This is a genomic window from Flavobacterium sp. GT3R68, from assembly GCF_007109225.1.
Taxonomy (GTDB): Bacteria; Bacteroidota; Bacteroidia; order Flavobacteriales; family Flavobacteriaceae; genus Flavobacterium.
Genome location: NZ_VJZK01000005.1, coordinates 41,316 through 58,637, shown reverse-complemented (window position 1 = coordinate 58,637; position 17,322 = coordinate 41,316). Strand labels below are relative to the sequence as shown.

Sequence of the window (17,322 nt, the reverse complement as noted above, 5' to 3'; positions counted from 1 at the left end):
AAAATTAACAGGAATTACGCATATTTTAAATGTTCGTTTTAACAAGAAAAGGTAACGCTTTTAAAATCAAATGTTAATTACCTATATTTACCTTTTTTAATTTTAGTTCAAAATGAAAACAAAATTCCGGTATATTATTTTATTCATTATAAACTGTTTCATTTCTAATTATTGCTATAGCCAAAAAGAAACTGAAGTCCTACCTCCGTATAATATCAAAACGGTTGCTTTTGTACAAAACGGTCAAAATTCCATTCCGCTTTTTCGTTTAACGGATTCTTTCCGTCTCGAATTTGACGACCTTTTTGGCAATGAGGCAAACTATTATTACGAGTTTGTACACTGCAATTATGACTGGACGCCATCCGATTTATCAAAAACGGAATACCTTCAGGGTTTTGACGGGCAGCGCATCCAGGAGTATTCCAATTCTTTCAACACATTGCAATTGTATTCGCATTACCGACTTTCACTTCCCAACCGAAACACCCGATTGTTGGTCAGCGGTAATTACATAATCAAGGTTTTGAATGAAGATAAAGAAGTGGTTTTTTCACGAAAATTCATTCTATATGAAGATTTGGTGAATGTACCGATGCAGGTAAAAAGATCCCGAACTGTCAGCACCATCAATTACAAACAGAATCTCGATTTCGCCATTACCTCCAATGCGATCCAGTTTCAAAGCCCTTTGCAGAACGTAAAAGTGATGTTACTGCAAAACGGCCAGTTCAATACCGCAATTACCAATATAAAACCCATGTACACCATTGGGAACGATTTGATTTATAAATATGATGCCGAGACGCAATTCTGGGCAGGAAACGAATTTTTGTATTTTGAAAACAAGGACGTCCGGGCAGCCACCAATAATGTAGCCCGAATTGATGCCAATAGTACCGTGTATAATTCCCACTTATATGCCAATATTGCAAGGGCAAACAATCCGTACACTTTTGCTCCGGATACCAACGGTAATTTCATAATTCATAATCTCAATGCGGAGAAAAATGAAATCGAATCCGATTATACCTGGGTGTTTTTTACCCTTTCGGCTCCCGCTTATTATGGTAAAAAAGATATTTACATCAATGGGATGTTTAATAATTATGCATTAAGTCCGGAATATAAAATGGACTATAATGCCGAAAAAGGCATGTATGAGAAAGCAATCATGATGAAACAGGGTTTCAACAACTACCAGTATGTTGTCGCTGATAAAAATGGCCAGATTGATGCTGAAAATGCCATCGACGGAAATTTTTACCAAACGGAAAACAATTATTTTGCTATCGTATATTACCGTCTAAACGGGCAGCGTTACGACAGGGTTATCGGAAAAGGCGTTGCTAATTCGGTCGATATCACCAACTAACAAAAAAAATCGGCTCCAGAAGTATTTCTCATTGCTAAAATTTGTAAATTTGGCATAAGGATAAATCTCATTATCAATTCCAGCCATTATGGTTTCACAAATTACAAGAGGTATAAAAATTTCGGTTCTGACTAGTTTTGAAGGCACGTACTTCAAGAACTACAAGATTCATTTCGCCTTTAGTTACGAAGTGACCATAGAAAACCACAGTAAGGATTCCGTTCAATTGATCTCCCGTCATTGGGAAATTTTTGACTCGCTAAACTATAATGAGATTGTCGACGGAGAAGGAATTGTTGGAAAAAAACCGGTCCTTAAGCCGGGAGAATCCCATACTTACAGTTCCGGTTGTTTACTATCCTCCCCATTTGGTGCCATGCGCGGTCATTTTAATATGGTCAACTTTACGTCTACCCGAAACTTTAGTGTGGTTGTGCCAACCTTCAGATTGAGTGCTCCTTTTGCATTGAATTAAACTTTAGAAATCAGCATTACCTCTTTTTTTGCAATCACATAAATGTTATCATTTTCCGATGGGTTTATTACGAAAGTGCCTGTAAATTCACCGAAAGCCGGAAGAATCATCTGATGCTCTTTCTGAAAAAAACACGGCAATTTAATGGATTGTCTCCCTTTTCCATAAATATTGACTGCGGGATGTATGTGCCCGCAGAAATTAAAAAAGCCTTCTCTTACTTCCGGGTAATGGGTCAATAAAAAACCTTCCGCTACAATTTCATTAAAAACTTGCACTCCAATATCAGTATAGAAATTTTGGGATATGATATCGTGATTGCCTGCAATAAGAGTGATTTCAATTGAAGTTGACAACATCCAACCCTGAAATAATTCCCATTCACTATTAATAGCACTGTGAAATAAATCTCCTAGAAATATTACTTTTCCGGGATTAAAAAAAGCAACTGCAAAATCGAGTTGAGAAAAATTTTTAGTCACAGCATTTTTGGGAATGGCGACTCCATGCTTTCTAAAATGGGAAACCTTACCTAAATGCAAATCAGAAATCAGAAGTACATTTTGTTCGTGCCAAAAAACTGCCCCAGTAAAATGAAGTGTAAAAGTCTGGTTGTTTATAGTTACCTGCATGGTTATTTTTCATTTTTCATATACGAAGCGGTCATTTTTTTAATTCTTTCGGCAAGGCTTTCGCTTGATAATTTTTCCCGAAGCCGGTCGGTTATAATCGGGAAGCTAAAAGGCGTTGGTTTCTGGCATTGTTTCACCACAATCTTTTGGTTTTCAATTCTTTTCAATGCGATTGTCAGCCTACCTTCTTCCAACTGATGTTCAAATGTTTCCCTATACGATTGAAGATACAGTAAATTATCGGGTTCATACTCCTTAAAAACCTCAAAAAGCAACTGGGAACTGCTTTGCAAATGTTTGGTCTTGATAATTTTTCCCGGATATCCTGTAAAAACCAAACCGGCAATTACGGCAATGTCCCGAAATTTTCTTTTCGCCATTTCGGTTGAATTCAGGCTGGTCTGCAAATCCGAATGTAAATGTGACACGGTGAATAAATTATTATCCAATACGTCTTCCATATTTATTTCCTGATCAGACAAAAGTTCAAAACCATAATCATTATACGCCAGGGAAAAACTTATTGGTGATAGCAGACTGATTCTGTACGCCAGCAAACTTGCCAATGCCTCGTGTACAAATCGTCCTTCAAAAGGATAAAAAATGGCGTGGAACCCTTCACGGGTTTTAAAGGTTTCAATAAGGAATTCATCATCACCAGGAACAATCGATTCTTTTCTCTGTCTTTTGAAAACAGGAGCCAATGCTTTTAATTCCGGGGTTAGCTTGTCTGTATTCGCTTTGTATAATTCCTGTCGTAACAGTTCACTCATTGGAGCGGATAAGGTCATTCTGCCACCCATCCAGCTTGCAAAACGCGAAGTTTTTGTAGTTTGCGCTTTTTTGACCAACACCTGCATATTCCGTACAGAAAACAATTCGAGATTTTTTCCGGCAAAAGTAAAAGTGTCACCGGGTTTTAAACTGGATATGAAACGTTCTTCGACACTTCCGATATAGCCGCCGCCCAAAAATTTTACATTTAAAACCGAATCCCCTACAATGGTACCGATCTGCATCCGGTGGTGCATGGCAGTGGAACGGCTGTGTATTTTAAATAATCCATCCGCCTCTATTTCGACCTTTTTATATTCGTCATATGCTTGTAAACTTTGGCTTCCTTTTGAAATAAAATTCAGTATCCAGTTCCAGTTTTCCTTAGTAATGGCCTGATAACAAAAGGTTTTTTTTACTTCTTCAAAAATTTCATCAGGATAAAAACCGTCCGAAACTGCTAATGTATTCAGGTATTGCACCAAAACATCCCAACTGTTTAAGTATGGAATCCTATCCTCAACGACGGTTTCTTCTACCGCCCTTTTCAACGCAGAGGATTCAATCAGTTCTATCGCGTGGGTGGCAAGGAAATAGATCACACTCTCTTTTCCCGGCTGATGGCCGCTTCTTCCAGCCCGTTGCAGAAATCGGGCTATCCCTTTTGGTCCGCCAATCTGGATAATGGTTTCCACGGGCGCAAAATCGACGCCCAAGTCCAGGCTCGAAGTACAGACCACCACTTTGAGTTCTTCATTTCTTATGGCCTGCTCCACCCAAAGCCGTGTTTCCCGATTGATACTACCATGATGCATTGCCATTACGCCGGCAAATTCCGGATAATTTTCGAGTAACCGCTGAAACCAAATCTCACACGAAGAACGCACGTTTGTAAAAATCAGGGTGGTTCTGCTCTTCCGGATAATTTGCGCAACCTCATCGATCAAATGCAATCCCATATGACCGCGCCAGGGATAACTTTCCATTTTTTCCGGGATTATAGAAATGACTTTTATCTTTTTTTTGATGTTTGCACGGATCAAAACCGAATTCTTACAGGCATCTGAATCCATTCCGAGCAATACCTCCTGCGCCTGTTCCATATTCCCAATCGTTGCCGAAATTCCCCAAATGCGCATTTTGGGAGCTATCGATTTTAATCGGCTCAATGCCAGCTCTGTTTGTACGCCCCGTTTTGTTCCCAATAATTCGTGCCATTCGTCAATAATGATTGCTGTACAGCCTTCAAAAACTTTCTCATAGCCTTTCGAAGCCAACATTAAGTGTAAACTTTCGGGAGTTGTAATCAGCAAATCGGGCATCTTTTTTTTTTGTTGGGTACGTTCGCTTTGCGACGTATCGCCGGAACGAATTCCTGCAGTCAATGGTATATCCAAATCTGCCACTACCCTTTCAGCGGCCTGCTTTATTTCTACGGACAAGGCTCGTAATGGCGTAATCCATATTGCTTTGAGCCCTATTTTATGTTTTTTAGTGTAATCCGGATTGTTTTTGATGTATTCCAAAATTATTGGAATCCATAACGCATAGGTTTTTCCGCTGCCTGTAGGTGCATTCAGCAAACCATTTTTGCCTTGCAGAAATGCCCTCCATGTTTCTTTCTGAAACGGAAAAGAATGCCACCCCTGGTCTTTAAACCAGCTTTCGGCAAGGCCAATGAGTTGCTCCCTGTTCATTATATAATCATATCTTTTAAATCTTGTATGGTATTAGCTTCTTCAATTTTCTTGTCCTGTCGCCATCTTAAAATTCGGGGAAAACGCGTAGCAATTCCGCTTTTGTGTCTTTTTGAAAGTGCAATCCCTTCAAAGCCGATTTCAAAAACCAATGTTGGCGTAACGCTTCTTACGGGACCAAATTTTTCCAAGGTATTCTTCTTTATCCAATCATCGACCTGCCGGAATTCCGCATCGGTCAAACCCGAATATGCTTTGGCGAAGGTGACAAGCTCTTTCTCGCCATTTTCAGTGGTCTGCCATAAGGCGAAAGTGTAATCTGTGAATAAATTTGATCTTCGGCCGTGGCCCCGCATTGCATAAGTCAAAACCGCGTCAATGACCAAAGGCTCAAGTTTCCATTTCCACCAGTCGCCTTTTTTTCGGCCGACCAGATAAGGAGAATCCTTTCTTTTCAGCATCAGGCCTTCGCTTTTCATCTCGCGGGAGCGCATTCTCTCTGCGATTACCTCGTCCCAGGAAGTAAATGAAAACCGTTCAGAAATATGAAAAGGGATTTTTTGGGATTTTATGCTGTCGTAAAGTTTTTCTAACAAGAGTCGCCTTTCCATAAATGGTTGGTTTCTCAAATCAACGCCATTCCATTCCAGCAAATCGTAGGCTTTTAGAATTACCGGAGTTTTTTTTAATAATGCGGCAGAGGTGGTTTTACGTCCAATCCGGGTTTGTAAATCATTGAATGTGCCGATTTCGCCATCCAGAAAAGGCAGGATTTCCGCATCAACCACCGTTCCATCGGGAATTACTCCAATAAAGGAACGGAATTCAGGATATTTATCGGTTACCAATTCTTCCCCGCGGCTCCATACATAAATTTCATTTCCCCGAATAATGGTTTGGGAACGGATGCCATCCCATTTGTGTTCTGCGCTCCAGTCTTCGGGTTCACCGAGATTCGCAATTTCCCCTTCTATTGGATACGCGAGATAAAATGGAAAGGGCTTCGAAAGATAATCCCCGCTTTTTTCATCCCGGACCAATTCCTGGAAAGTAATGGTGTCCGGATTCCAATCCCCCATCAGCTTGTGGGCTAATAAGTCTTCATCGATATTCTCAGCTTTTGATAAAGCGCGCATCATCAATTTCTGGCTTACGCCAATGCGAAGACTTCCTGTAATTAATTTGGTAAAAACAAAACGTTCATAGTAATTCAGGGCAAGCCAATTTTCGTGAAGATAGGCTCTTTTGTCTCCATCAGATTTTTTTTTCAGGGCAATTATTTCCTTTACGAATTCGGTAAGGCTTTTATCGGAATGCTCTTTTGAAGCCGGAATAATAAGCGCAATAGTTTCTGCAAGATCGCCAACAATATGGTAGCTTTCCTCAAAAAGCCATAACGGAATCTGCGCCAGTTCATTGGCCCAAAGCCGCAGCAAAGTAGTATTAACAGGTCTTGGCGGACGGCGATGGGAAAGTATCGCTATGGCCCAAACCTTATCGGTATCACTTGCTGTTTGGAAATAAATAGTCAAAGCGCCTACTTTCGCAGAAGTTTTATTGGAGCTGTCGAGGGCTTTTATGAGTTCGGCAAAATTTTTCATAATTCCTCCTCCATTTCTTTCTTGGTGTCCATTTCGTCTTCTTCATATTGGGTATGGGCAGTTCGTGCATCATAACCCAGTTCGATGAGATATTTGGAAAGAATATCTGTATATCCGTGGGTACAAATTATCTTTTCGGCACCGGTTGCTTTTATGCTGTCCAGTAATCCGTACCAGTCGCAATGATCACTTAAAACAAAGCCCTTGTCTATTGCACGTCGGCGTCTTCCTCCGCGAAAAGCCATCCATCCACTGGCAGAACCAGTCACAAAAGGGGTCATTTTACGTATCCAGATACTTCCGTGGGCACTTGGTGGTGCCAGAACCATATTCCCAGTAAATGCATCTTTTTTAGTTTCTTTTGTAATTCGGACAGTTGGGGGTAAATCTACCATTGGCCGGATGACTTCTGTCATATTTTCTATTGCTCCGTGAGTAAAGATTGTTCCAATTTCAGGATTAAGATATTTTAAAAGCCGTTGCGCCTTACCAAGAGAATATCCAAAAAGAACTGAAGTTTTTCCTTCTGCTTTGTTTTCCATCCACCAGTTATTGATGTCTTCCATCACCTCCGCTTGCGGCTGCCATTTGAAAGCGGGCAGGCCAAAAGTGCATTCGGTAATAAAAGCATTGCATTTTACGACCTCATAAGGGACGGCAATTCCGTCATCTTCAGTTTTATAATCCCCAGTGAAAACCCATACTTCGTCTTTATGTTCAACCCGTATTTGTGCACTTCCAATAATATGTCCTGCAGGATGCAGCGAAAATTTCACATTGTTGATTACAAAAGTTTCATTCCAATCTTTGCCTGTTACATTTATTTCGCCCAAGCGATGCCGGATAATTGGAACATTAGTATGATGGGTGATATAATTTTTGTGTCCCCAGCGGGAATGGTCGGCGTGACCGTGACTGATTATTGCATTCGTTACCGGACGCCATGGATCCAGGTAAACGTCTGCCTGTTGGCAGTATATGCCTTTGTCATTAAATGCCAATAATGGGATTTTCATTGGTTTCAATTTTAATAAAATTACGAAAATAGTTCGGGGCATGAAAAAAAATTAACTTTTGGAATATTTAGAATCAACAGTTACTTTTTATATTTATGTTAGGATATATTTAAAACATCCTTTGTACTTTTGTGCCGCATAAATAAATTATGTCTATATCTTTCATCCTTAAACTCTCAATTATGTTAAAAGGTTTTTTTCATGTACCAAAATCGGTAAACGAACCCGTAAAATCATACGCTCCCAATTCACCTGAAAAAGCTGCTGTTCTGGCTGCTTACAAACAAATGTGGAATTCTAAAATTGATGTTCCCCTATATATTGGAAGTGAAGAAATCAGAACTGGGAATACCCGTAATATGACCGCACCTCACGATCACAAACACATCGTTGGAACGTACCATTTAGCCGAAAGATCCCATGTTGAAAAAGCGATTTCCAATGCATTGGAGGCAAAAACAAAATGGGCAAACATGGCCTGGGAACAAAGAGGTGCTATTTTCCTTAAAGCTGCCGAGTTGATTGCCGGACCATACAGAGCAAGAATCAATGCTGCAACAATGATTGCACAATCTAAAAATATTTTTCAGGCAGAAATTGATGCTTCCTGCGAATTGATTGACTTCTTACGTTATAACGTGGAATTCATGACACAAATCTACAACGATCAGCCAAAATCTGATTCTGCTGTATGGAATCGTTTGGAGTACCGTCCTTTGGAAGGTTTTGTTTACGCAATTACTCCTTTCAACTTTACTGCTATTGCCGCCAATTTACCTGCCAGTGCAGCGATGATGGGAAATGTGGTGGTTTGGAAACCAAGCGACAGTCAAATATTTTCAGCAAAGATCATTATCGATGTTTTCAAAGAAGCTGGAGTTCCTGATGGAGTAATCAATGTTGTTTTTGGCGATGCCGAAATGATTACCAATACCGTATTGGCAAGCCGTGATTTCGCTGGAATCCACTTTACAGGTTCTACTCATGTATTCAAAGATATTTGGGCAAAAATCGGTACGAACATCCACCACTATAAAACATATCCTAGAATTGTTGGGGAAACTGGTGGTAAGGATTTTGTTGTGGCACATCCAAGCGCCAACGTAAAACAAGTGGCAACCGGAATTGTACGTGGGGCTTTCGAGTTCCAGGGTCAAAAATGTTCGGCTGCATCACGAGCCTATATCCCGCAAAGTTTATGGCCGGCAGTGAAAGAGCAATTAATTAGAGATGTAAAATCCATGAAAATGGGTTCTCCGGAAGATTTCGGAAACTTTATCACAGCGGTTATCCACGAAGGTTCTTTTGATAAATTGGCCAGTTATATTGATCAGGCGAAAAAAGACGACGAGGCAGAAATTATCGTGGGTGGAAATTACGACAAATCCGTTGGATACTTCATTGAGCCTACGATTATCGTGACCACCAATCCAAAATACACCACGATGGAAACGGAATTGTTCGGGCCCGTAATGACCATTTATGTTTATGAAGATGCCCAGTGGGAAGATACTTTACATTTGGTAGACACTACTTCTGAATACGCATTGACTGGTGCCATTTTCAGCCAGGACCGTTACGCTGTTGAGCAGGCAACTATTGCTTTGCAAAATGCCGCAGGGAATTTCTACATCAACGACAAACCAACAGGAGCTGTGGTAGGAATGCAGCCTTTTGGTGGCGCAAGAGCTTCAGGAACCAATGACAAAGCAGGTTCTGCACTGAACTTATTGCGTTGGGCTTCGCCAAGAACTATCAAAGAAACATTTGTTACTCCGGAAGATTACAGATATCCATTTTTAGGAGAATAATTATAAAACTAAAAAGTCCCAATCGGGACTTTTTTTATGCTTTAAACTTCAAGGGTACGTGTACTACTTTTTTGGTTTCGAAAAATTCGCCTTCGAAAAAATCAGATATGTTATATTCGGTGGCTTTCGGGAAATCTTTCAATTCCTCGGTCAGATCACCGCCTTTCAGATATAGAATACCATTTGCCAACTGATGTTTCTGCTGTTTTTTGATTTTATCCTTTATCCAGGACACAAAATCCGGCATATTGGTTACTGCCCGGCTTACGATAAAATCAAAATCGCCTTTGACATTCTCCGCACGGATTTGCTCGGCTTTTACATTTTTTAGTTCCAATACTTCGGCCACAGCCTTAACCACATTTATTTTTTTCAGGATCACGTCAATCAGGTAAAACCGCGTTTCAGGAAAAAGTATCGCTAACGGGATTCCAGGAAAACCGCCTCCGGTGCCCACATCTAAAACAAAGGTACCCGGCTCAAATTTCTGAATTTTGGCAATAGCCAAAGAATGCAGTACATGTTTCACATACAACTCATCAATATCCTTACGGGAAATGACATTGATTTTCGAATTCCAATCATGATATAGCGCTTCCAATTTTTGAAACTGCTGTAGTTGCAGTTCCGTTAAATTTGGGAAATATTTGATGATTTCTTCCATCTGTTTTTACTTTTGGGCAAAAGTAAGGATTTTAACTCTGAAATATTTAACTGTTTTTTAGGTTCAGGAAATTTAATAATAATTATCTTTGGGGCTTATTCCATTTAGAATTACTATGAATACGAATGCCCCAACCTTTTCAAGACAAGACTCTGTTAAGTTTTTCAAAACCTTAAATTCTCGCGTTAACGATTATTTCAAGAACAATAACATCAAGAAAACTGGTAACTGGAAATTACATTTAAAAACCGTTATCATGTTTACTCTTTTCTTTACCCCTTATTTCATCATCCTTATATTTGCGATGCCTTTCTGGCTGCACCTTCTTTTGAGTGTGGTTATCGGAATCGGAATGGCTGGTGTTGGAATGAACGTAATGCACGACGGAAACCACGGCTCCTACTCTTCCAAACCATGGCTTAATAAAATCATGGGCGGAAGTATTTATATTTTGGCCGGAAACGTATACAATTGGCAGGTACAACATAATGTGCTTCACCATACATATACCAATATCCCAGGACATGATGAGGATTTGGACGCGGGAAGAATCATCCGTTTTACCAAACATGCCGACTGGAGTAGTTTCCATAAATTCCAACAATATTACGCCATTCTGGCGTACGGCCTTTTGACCATCAACTGGTGCCTGACCACTGATTTCAAACAAATGGGCGGATACCTGAGAAGAAAATTATCATACGGAGGAACTCCAAACCCAGCCAAACTATGGACAGGATTAGTGATTTCTAAAATTGTTTACTTCTCCTTTTGGTTAGTGCTTCCGATGTTTTTCGTAGTATGGTGGAAAGTGCTATTAGGCTTTTTCATTATGCATTATACTGCGGGTCTTATCTTGAGTTTGGTATTCCAATTGGCGCACGTAGTCGAAGAAACCGAAAACCCAACACCGAACGAACTAAACGAAATGGACAATACCTGGGCCATCCACCAATTGTATACAACTACCAATTTCGCTCCAAAAAGCTGGTTGTGGAATTATTACACTGGCGGATTGAACCACCAGATTGAACACCATTTATATCCGAATATCAGTCACATTCACTATAATAAGATTGCAGATTTTGTCAAACAAACTGCTGAAGAATGCAACCTGCCTTATTATGAGTTCAACACGATGGGCAGCGCTTTGATCGCGCACATCAAACACTTGAAGGATTTAGGTAAAAATCCTGCTTTGGCATCTTAAATATCAGACTAACGACCAACTAATTATAAAAGATGAATCCATTATCCGATAGAATTAACAATTTATCCACATCACAAACACTTGCAATGGCGGCCTTGGCAAGAGAATTAAAAGCCCAAGGAAGAGACATCATCAGTTTAAGTTTAGGGGAACCGGATTTCAATACGCCGGATTTCGTTAAAGAAGCAGCAAAAAAAGCCATCGATGAAAACTACAGCACCTACACCCCAGTGGAAGGTTACCTGGAATTAAAAGAAGCCGTTTGCCGTAAATTTAAAAGAGATAATAATTTAGAATACAAACCTTCGCAGATTGTTGTTTCAACAGGAGCCAAACAATCGTTATACAACATCGCGCAGGTAATGTTAAACGAAGGGGACGAAGTGATTCTGCCGGCTCCATATTGGGTTAGTTACTTCGAAATCATCAAACTTTCGGGCGGAACTCCAATTGAGGTTCCTACCACTATAGAAAGTGATTTCAAAATTACACCGGAACAGCTGGAAGCGGCCATTACGTCAAAAACAAAAATGATGTGGTTCAGCTCCCCTTGTAACCCAAGTGGCTCGGTATACAACCGTGAAGAATTGACAGCATTGGCCAAAGTATTGGAAAAATACCCAAACATATACGTGGTTTCAGATGAAATCTACGAACACATCAATTTCTCAGGAACGTTCTGCAGTATTGCTTCCGTTCCGGGAATGTTGGAAAAAACCATTACGGTTAACGGAGTAGCGAAAGCTTTCGCCATGACCGGATGGAGAATCGGATATATCGGAGCACCGGAATTCATTGCCAAAGCCTGTACCAAAATACAAGGACAGGTAACCAGCGGAGCCAATAGTATCGCACAACGCGCCACAATTGCAGCTGTCGATGCCGATCCTTCCGTTTTAAAATACATGGTTGATGCTTTCCACAGCCGACGGGATTTAGTGGTTGGACTGATCAAAGAAATTCCAGGAATGAAAATCAATGTTCCGGAAGGGGCATTTTACGTGTTCCCGGACGTTTCTTCTTTCTTTGGAAAAACATTAAGAGGCACCAAAATCAACAACGCCGGCGATTTCTCTATGTATCTTTTAGCCGAAGCCAACGTGGCAACGGTTACCGGAGAAGCTTTCGGAAACCCGAACTGCATTCGTTTCTCCTACGCCACCAGCGAAGATTTATTAAAAGAAGCCATGCGCCGCATTAAGGAAGCCGTAACAACTACGGAAGTTCCCGCATAAAACAAACGCCTCAAGACTTCTTGGGGCTTTTTTATATCAGGGCGTGTCCCTTCGGGTCGGGCTTTTGGCTTTATCTCTTCACTTCGTTGCGAGGATACCGCCGCAATCCCTCACGCAAACTCACCAATACAACTACGAAAACATCCACAACAATGTCAAAAATACTACTCTTAGGTTCCGGAGAATTAGGAAAAGAATTTGCAATTGCTGCCCAGCGCATTGGCCAGACCATCATTGCCGTCGACAGTTATGAAAATGCTCCGGCGATGCAGGTCGCTCACGGTTTCGAAGTCATCAATATGCTGGACGGGGCCGAACTGGACCGAATTGTCGCCAAACACAAACCCGACTTCATCGTACCCGAAATCGAAGCGATCCGCACCGAACGTTTTTATGATTATGAAAAACAGGGAATAACAGTGGTTCCTTCGGCGAAAGCGGCAAACTTCACCATGAACAGAAAAGCGATTCGTGATTTGGCAGCTAAAGAATTGGGACTAAAAACAGCCAATTACCGGTACGCTACCTCAGCCGAGGAATTGCAAAAAGGAGTCGAAGCAGTCGGAATGCCCTGTGTGGTAAAACCGCTGATGTCTTCTTCCGGAAAAGGCCAATCAACCATAAAAACAGAAGATGATATTGCCAAAGCATGGCAGTATGCCGTAGAAGGTTCCCGCGGTGACGTGGTCGAAGTAATTGTCGAGGCTTTTGTCAAATTCCATTCAGAAATCACCTTACTGACCATTACCCAAAACAACAACCCGACCTTGTTTTGCCCACCGATCGGGCACCGTCAGGAACGGGGCGATTACCAGGAAAGCTGGCAGCCGGCACGTGTTTCCGACAAGGATTTATACGAAGCGCAGGACATGGCCGAAAAAGTGACAGAGGCATTAGGCGGTGCCGGATTATTTGGGGTAGAATTCTTCCTTACCGATGATGGTGTTTATTTTTCGGAACTTTCCCCGCGTCCGCACGATACTGGAATGGTAACCTTGGCAAAAACACAAAATTTCAACGAATTCGAATTGCATCTTCGTGCCATTTTAAGCATTCCAATTCCTGAAATCACTTTGGAAAAAATAGGCGCCAGCGCTGTGATTCTGGCTACTCAAAATTCCGACAATCCGACGTACTCCGGAATAGAAAAAGTAGCAAGCTTATCGAAAACCGACTTCAGGCTTTTCGGAAAACCCTCCTCCAGACCGTACCGAAGAATGGGCGTCGTATTAGTCAATGATTCACTCGAAACACCCATTGAAGAAATTATAGAAAAAGCTAAAAAAACCGCTACCTTAGTAACAGTAAACCCTTAAAAAATAAAATAATGAAAAAAATATTCCTATTCCTACTCCTGTTTTCAGCAGCATTGATAAATGCCCAGGATAAAAAAGAACAACCAAAAACCCAGACTGTAGAAGCTTCCTGCGGGCAATGCCAATTTGGAATGCCAGCCAAAGGCTGTGATTTAGCAGTCCGTATTGATGGTAAATCGTATTTCGTAGATGGAACTTCGTTGGACCAACATGGTGATGCGCACGCTGAAGACGGATTTTGTTCCGCAATACGCAAAGCAGAAGTGACCGGGGCAGTAGTTGACAATCGTTTCAAGGCGACGGCATTCAAATTGTTGCCACTAACAGCACCCGCAAAAAAATAATAAGTGGATTTATTGCTTCAAAGTATCGCCCGTCATATTTCGCTTTCTCCCGAAGAGCAGCAACAATTCCTGGCTTTTACCGAAACTAAAAATTACAAGGCAAAAACCATATTGTTGAAAGCAGGGGAAATCTGTACGCATTCATTTTTTGTAACCAAAGGCATTTTACGCAGTTATACATTAGATGAAAATGGTGTCGAGCATGTCATGAGTTTCGCCTGCCCGGGTTGGTGGATTGCAGATATGTACAGTTATCTCTCGCAGCGTCCGGGACATTTATATATTGAAGTCAACGAAGATGCAGATGTGCTATTGTTATCCAAAGAAAACCAGGAACGACTCTATCATGATATTATAAAAACGGAACGTTTCTTTCGTATTCTGGTTGAAAATTCCCTCGTTGCCAACCAGCAGCGATTAATGGACAACTTGAGTTTTACTGCAGAGGCCCGCTATGACAAATTCTCCAAAAAATATCCTGATTTAATCCATTGTCTTCCGCAAAAACAGATTGCTTCCTATATCGGGGTCACTCCGGAATTTTTCAGCAAAATGAAAGCGAAGCTTCTCAAAAAATAAAATTTATCAATTCTCTCCAGCCGACAAACCTCCTTTTGTCGGCTTTTTTATTTCTTAATCTAGGTTAAGTATCTTCAAAGTCAATCGGTTGTAAATTTGCTTTATCAAAATACAACTATTATGAAAAATTCAATTGTACATAAAGCCGATACCCGCGGAAAAGCTAATCACGGCTGGCTCAACAGTTACCACACCTTTAGTTTTGCCAATTACCATGATCCGGAACGCATGAGTTTTGGGGTTCTCCGGGTACTGAATGACGATACGGTTTCACAAGGAATGGGATTCGGTGCGCATCCGCATGATAATATGGAAATTATAAGCATTCCGTTAGACGGAGATTTGGAACATCAGGATAGCATGGGAAACAAAACGGTCATCAAAAAAGGAGATGTCCAGATTATGAGTGCCGGAACGGGTATTAAACACAGTGAATACAATAAAAATGCGGATAAGGAAGTGAAATTTCTTCAGATTTGGGTGATTCCAAACCAACGAGATGTTACTCCACGTTATGATCAGATTACGCTAAATGATGAAGAAAGACACAATAAATTACAACAGATAGTATCACCAAACCCTGATGATGCAGGTGTGTGGATCCACCAGGATGCCTGGTTTCATTTAGGAAAATTTGACAAAGGAGTTACTCAGGAGTACAATATCAGGAAAAAAGGAAACGGATTATATCTATTTGTCCTGAAAGGAGACATTACAGTAGACGACCAGCAATTAAACACCCGGGATGGTTTCGGAATTTGGGATTTTGATGCCGTAATCATAAAAGCGGACACCGAGGCAGAGTTTTTATTAATGGAGGTTCCAATGAAAATACAATAATCCAAAAAATTAAACTTTTATATAAAACATTAAACAACAACAAAATGGCAACAACAAAATGGGTAATAGACCCGGCACACTCCGAAATAGGCTTTAAAGTAAAACACATGATGTTTACCAACATTACCGGTAAATTCGAAAATTATGATGCTACGATTGTATCAGACGACGATAACTTTGAAAATGCAACAATGGAATTTTCAGCCGATATCGATTCGATCAATACCCGAAATACCGACAGGGACACTCATTTAAAAAGCGGGGATTTCTTTAATGCGGAAAATCATCCCAAATTAACATTCAAAGCCTCTTCCTTTACCAAAAAAGCAGATGGAGAGTATGAATTAGCAGGAGATTTAACGATGAGAGGGGTAACAAAATTCGTCAAATTAGACGCTGAATTCAGTGGATTGATGAAAGACCCATGGGGAAATACCAAAGCCGGTTTGAACATTTCAGGAAAAATTAACCGGAAAGACTGGGGATTAAACTGGAACTCCGCATTGGAAACGGGTGGCGTACTGGTAGGAGAAGATGTTTCATTGATTATCGAACTGCAATTGGCCAAACAATAATTTTATATTTATTTAATGTACAAATCCTATACCAAGCAAATATAGGATTTTTGCATTTCCAACAGTTTTATCTCTCGGATAAATCCTAAAAAAATGCTATTTTTGTTTAGAAATTCAATCTTTTAATAAAATATGAAATGCCTTCTGGCATTCCATCTGATAAATAAACTTAAACAAAAAACTACAGATGAAAGCATACGTATTTCCAGGTCAGGGTGCACAATTCACAGGAATGGGCAAAGACCTCTATGAAAATTCCCCTTTAGCCAAAGAACTGTTTGAAAAAGCGAATGAAATATTGGGTTTCCGCATTACAGACATCATGTTTGAAGGCACTGCAGAAGAATTGAAAGAAACTAAAGTTACGCAGCCGGCGGTATTTTTGCACTCGGTAATCCAGGCAAAAACGATGGGCGATAGTTTTCAGCCCGAAATGGTGGCAGGACACTCATTGGGTGAATTTTCCGCCTTGGTGGCTAATGGAACTTTGTCGTTTGAAGACGGTCTGAAATTAGTTTCACAGCGTGCGTTAGCAATGCAAAAAGCTTGCGAAGTCAAGCCGTCAACGATGGCAGCTGTTTTAGGCTTAGACGACAAAATTGTAGAAGAAGTATGTGATGCAACTAATGGAATGGTCGTGGCAGCTAATTATAACTGTCCGGGCCAACTGGTAATTTCAGGCGAATATACTGCCGTGGAAAAAGCGTGTGAAGCGATGAAAGCCGCGGGAGCAAAACGAGCTTTGTTGTTGCCTGTCGGAGGCGCCTTCCATTCCCCGTTGATGGAGCCGGCAAGAGAAGAACTGGCCGCTGCCATTGAAGCGACCACATTCTCCACTCCTATCTGTCCGGTTTATCAGAACGTGACCTCGCTTGCCGTATCAGATCCAATGGAAATCAAAAAAAACTTAATTATCCAATTGACCGCTCCGGTAAAATGGACCCAATCGGTACAACAAATGATTGCCGATGGTGCCACTTCCTTTACCGAAGTCGGACCCGGAAAAGTGTTGGTTGGACTAGTTAATAAAATCAATAAAGAAATGGAAACGATTACGGCCTAAGTTGACAATCGTGAATCAAAGCAAGAATATTTAATAACATTAGTTAAAAATATTAACCTTAGTGAAATTCAATCCTTATGAATGAAAGTTTGTGAGGATTTTTTATATTTGAAAA

General features: G+C 40.7%; 16 protein-coding genes. 11 read left to right on the top strand and 5 right to left on the bottom strand.

The features are described 5' to 3' along the window. Positions 1-112 precede the first annotated feature (112 nt). Both FNW07_RS10405 and apaG read left to right on the top strand, forming a co-directional pair. The gene (locus tag FNW07_RS10405) at positions 113-1,375 is read left to right on the top strand and encodes a DUF5103 domain-containing protein (protein ID WP_126745040.1); all 1,263 of its coding nucleotides are present in this window, start codon (positions 113-115) and stop codon (positions 1,373-1,375) included. 88 nt (positions 1,376-1,463) lie between these two features. Beyond that, positions 1,464-1,850 carry a Co2+/Mg2+ efflux protein ApaG gene (apaG, locus tag FNW07_RS10400; protein WP_126745039.1) on the top strand — a complete coding sequence of 129 codons (387 nt, stop codon included), beginning with the start codon at positions 1,464-1,466 and terminating at the stop codon, positions 1,848-1,850. Here apaG and pdeM read toward each other — a convergent pair. Genes pdeM through FNW07_RS10380 form a run of 4 tightly spaced genes read right to left on the bottom strand, consistent with a single transcriptional unit; the run spans position 1,847 to position 7,570 of the window. After that, positions 1,847-2,482, bottom strand: coding sequence for a ligase-associated DNA damage response endonuclease PdeM (gene pdeM, locus FNW07_RS10395; RefSeq protein ID WP_126745038.1), 636 nt, complete (start codon positions 2,480-2,482; stop codon positions 1,847-1,849). The two genes, apaG and pdeM, sit on opposite strands and share 4 nt — an antisense overlap. 2 nt (positions 2,483-2,484) lie before the next feature. After that, the gene (locus tag FNW07_RS10390) at positions 2,485-4,953 is read right to left on the bottom strand and encodes a ligase-associated DNA damage response DEXH box helicase (RefSeq protein WP_126745037.1); all 2,469 of its coding nucleotides are present in this window, start codon (positions 4,951-4,953) and stop codon (positions 2,485-2,487) included. Beyond that, a complete protein-coding gene (locus FNW07_RS10385) occupies positions 4,953-6,554 on the bottom strand; it encodes an ATP-dependent DNA ligase (RefSeq protein ID WP_126745036.1) in 1,602 nt (533 codons plus the stop codon). Before FNW07_RS10385 ends, FNW07_RS10390 begins: the two co-directional genes overlap by 1 nt. Beyond that, positions 6,551-7,570, bottom strand: a complete 1,020-nt coding sequence (locus tag FNW07_RS10380) for a ligase-associated DNA damage response exonuclease (protein WP_126745035.1) — start codon at positions 7,568-7,570, stop codon at positions 6,551-6,553. The genes FNW07_RS10385 and FNW07_RS10380 overlap by 4 nt, the downstream gene beginning before the upstream one ends. Positions 7,571-7,752: 182 nt before the next feature. On the opposite strand from FNW07_RS10380, the gene pruA reads away from it, so the two are divergent. Next, entirely contained in the window at positions 7,753-9,381 is a 1,629-nt protein-coding gene (gene pruA / locus FNW07_RS10375; RefSeq protein WP_126745034.1) for an L-glutamate gamma-semialdehyde dehydrogenase, read from the top strand. Positions 9,382-9,415: 34 nt separating this feature from the next. Here the strand turns inward: pruA and rsmG are convergent, their stop codons facing one another. Beyond that, positions 9,416-10,045: a 16S rRNA (guanine(527)-N(7))-methyltransferase RsmG gene (gene rsmG, locus FNW07_RS10370; RefSeq protein WP_126745033.1), complete on the bottom strand. Its 630-nt coding sequence runs from the start codon at positions 10,043-10,045 to the stop codon at positions 9,416-9,418. 115 nt (positions 10,046-10,160) lie between these two features. Between rsmG and FNW07_RS10365 the strand changes: the two genes are divergently transcribed. The 8 genes from FNW07_RS10365 to fabD all read left to right on the top strand — a co-directional run bounded on the left by FNW07_RS10365 (position 10,161) and on the right by fabD (position 17,207). Then, positions 10,161-11,255: an acyl-CoA desaturase gene (locus tag FNW07_RS10365; RefSeq protein WP_126745032.1), complete on the top strand. Its 1,095-nt coding sequence runs from the start codon at positions 10,161-10,163 to the stop codon at positions 11,253-11,255. Between the two features lie 32 nt (positions 11,256-11,287). Continuing rightward, the gene (locus FNW07_RS10360) at positions 11,288-12,490 is read left to right on the top strand and encodes a pyridoxal phosphate-dependent aminotransferase (RefSeq protein ID WP_126745031.1); all 1,203 of its coding nucleotides are present in this window, start codon (positions 11,288-11,290) and stop codon (positions 12,488-12,490) included. Between the two features lie 20 nt (positions 12,491-12,510). After that, entirely contained in the window at positions 12,511-13,806 is a 1,296-nt protein-coding gene (purT, locus tag FNW07_RS10355) for a formate-dependent phosphoribosylglycinamide formyltransferase (protein ID WP_370511506.1), read from the top strand. An 11-nt stretch (positions 13,807-13,817) separates the two neighbouring features. Next, positions 13,818-14,150 carry a DUF6370 family protein gene (locus FNW07_RS10350; RefSeq protein ID WP_126745029.1) on the top strand — a complete coding sequence of 111 codons (333 nt, stop codon included), beginning with the start codon at positions 13,818-13,820 and terminating at the stop codon, positions 14,148-14,150. 3 nt (positions 14,151-14,153) lie between these two features. Then, positions 14,154-14,729 carry a Crp/Fnr family transcriptional regulator gene (locus FNW07_RS10345; protein ID WP_126745028.1) on the top strand — a complete coding sequence of 192 codons (576 nt, stop codon included), beginning with the start codon at positions 14,154-14,156 and terminating at the stop codon, positions 14,727-14,729. Positions 14,730-14,849: 120 nt separating this feature from the next. Continuing rightward, the gene (locus FNW07_RS10340) at positions 14,850-15,569 is read left to right on the top strand and encodes a pirin family protein (protein WP_126745027.1); all 720 of its coding nucleotides are present in this window, start codon (positions 14,850-14,852) and stop codon (positions 15,567-15,569) included. Between the two features lie 44 nt (positions 15,570-15,613). Next, positions 15,614-16,144 carry a YceI family protein gene (locus FNW07_RS10335; RefSeq protein ID WP_126745026.1) on the top strand — a complete coding sequence of 177 codons (531 nt, stop codon included), beginning with the start codon at positions 15,614-15,616 and terminating at the stop codon, positions 16,142-16,144. 187 nt (positions 16,145-16,331) lie between these two features. Next, positions 16,332-17,207 (top strand): ACP S-malonyltransferase, encoded by an 876-nt coding sequence (fabD, locus tag FNW07_RS10330; protein ID WP_126745025.1) that lies wholly within the window; start codon positions 16,332-16,334, stop codon positions 17,205-17,207. The last annotated feature ends 115 nt before the right edge of the window (positions 17,208-17,322 follow it).

Coding starts and splice junctions, on each gene's coding strand:
- FNW07_RS10405 (WP_126745040.1), top strand. CDS start 113: ATGAAAACAAAATTCCGGTATATTATTTTATTCATTATAAACTGTTTC.
- apaG (WP_126745039.1), top strand. CDS start 1,464: ATGGTTTCACAAATTACAAGAGGTATAAAAATTTCGGTTCTGACTAGT.
- pdeM (WP_126745038.1), bottom strand. CDS start 2,482: ATGCAGGTAACTATAAACAACCAGACTTTTACACTTCATTTTACTGGG.
- FNW07_RS10390 (WP_126745037.1), bottom strand. CDS start 4,953: ATGAACAGGGAGCAACTCATTGGCCTTGCCGAAAGCTGGTTTAAAGAC.
- FNW07_RS10385 (WP_126745036.1), bottom strand. CDS start 6,554: ATGAAAAATTTTGCCGAACTCATAAAAGCCCTCGACAGCTCCAATAAA.
- FNW07_RS10380 (WP_126745035.1), bottom strand. CDS start 7,570: ATGAAAATCCCATTATTGGCATTTAATGACAAAGGCATATACTGCCAA.
- pruA (WP_126745034.1), top strand. CDS start 7,753: ATGTTAAAAGGTTTTTTTCATGTACCAAAATCGGTAAACGAACCCGTA.
- rsmG (WP_126745033.1), bottom strand. CDS start 10,045: ATGGAAGAAATCATCAAATATTTCCCAAATTTAACGGAACTGCAACTA.
- FNW07_RS10365 (WP_126745032.1), top strand. CDS start 10,161: ATGAATACGAATGCCCCAACCTTTTCAAGACAAGACTCTGTTAAGTTT.
- FNW07_RS10360 (WP_126745031.1), top strand. CDS start 11,288: ATGAATCCATTATCCGATAGAATTAACAATTTATCCACATCACAAACA.
- FNW07_RS10350 (WP_126745029.1), top strand. CDS start 13,818: ATGAAAAAAATATTCCTATTCCTACTCCTGTTTTCAGCAGCATTGATA.
- FNW07_RS10340 (WP_126745027.1), top strand. CDS start 14,850: ATGAAAAATTCAATTGTACATAAAGCCGATACCCGCGGAAAAGCTAAT.
- FNW07_RS10335 (WP_126745026.1), top strand. CDS start 15,614: ATGGCAACAACAAAATGGGTAATAGACCCGGCACACTCCGAAATAGGC.
- fabD (WP_126745025.1), top strand. CDS start 16,332: ATGAAAGCATACGTATTTCCAGGTCAGGGTGCACAATTCACAGGAATG.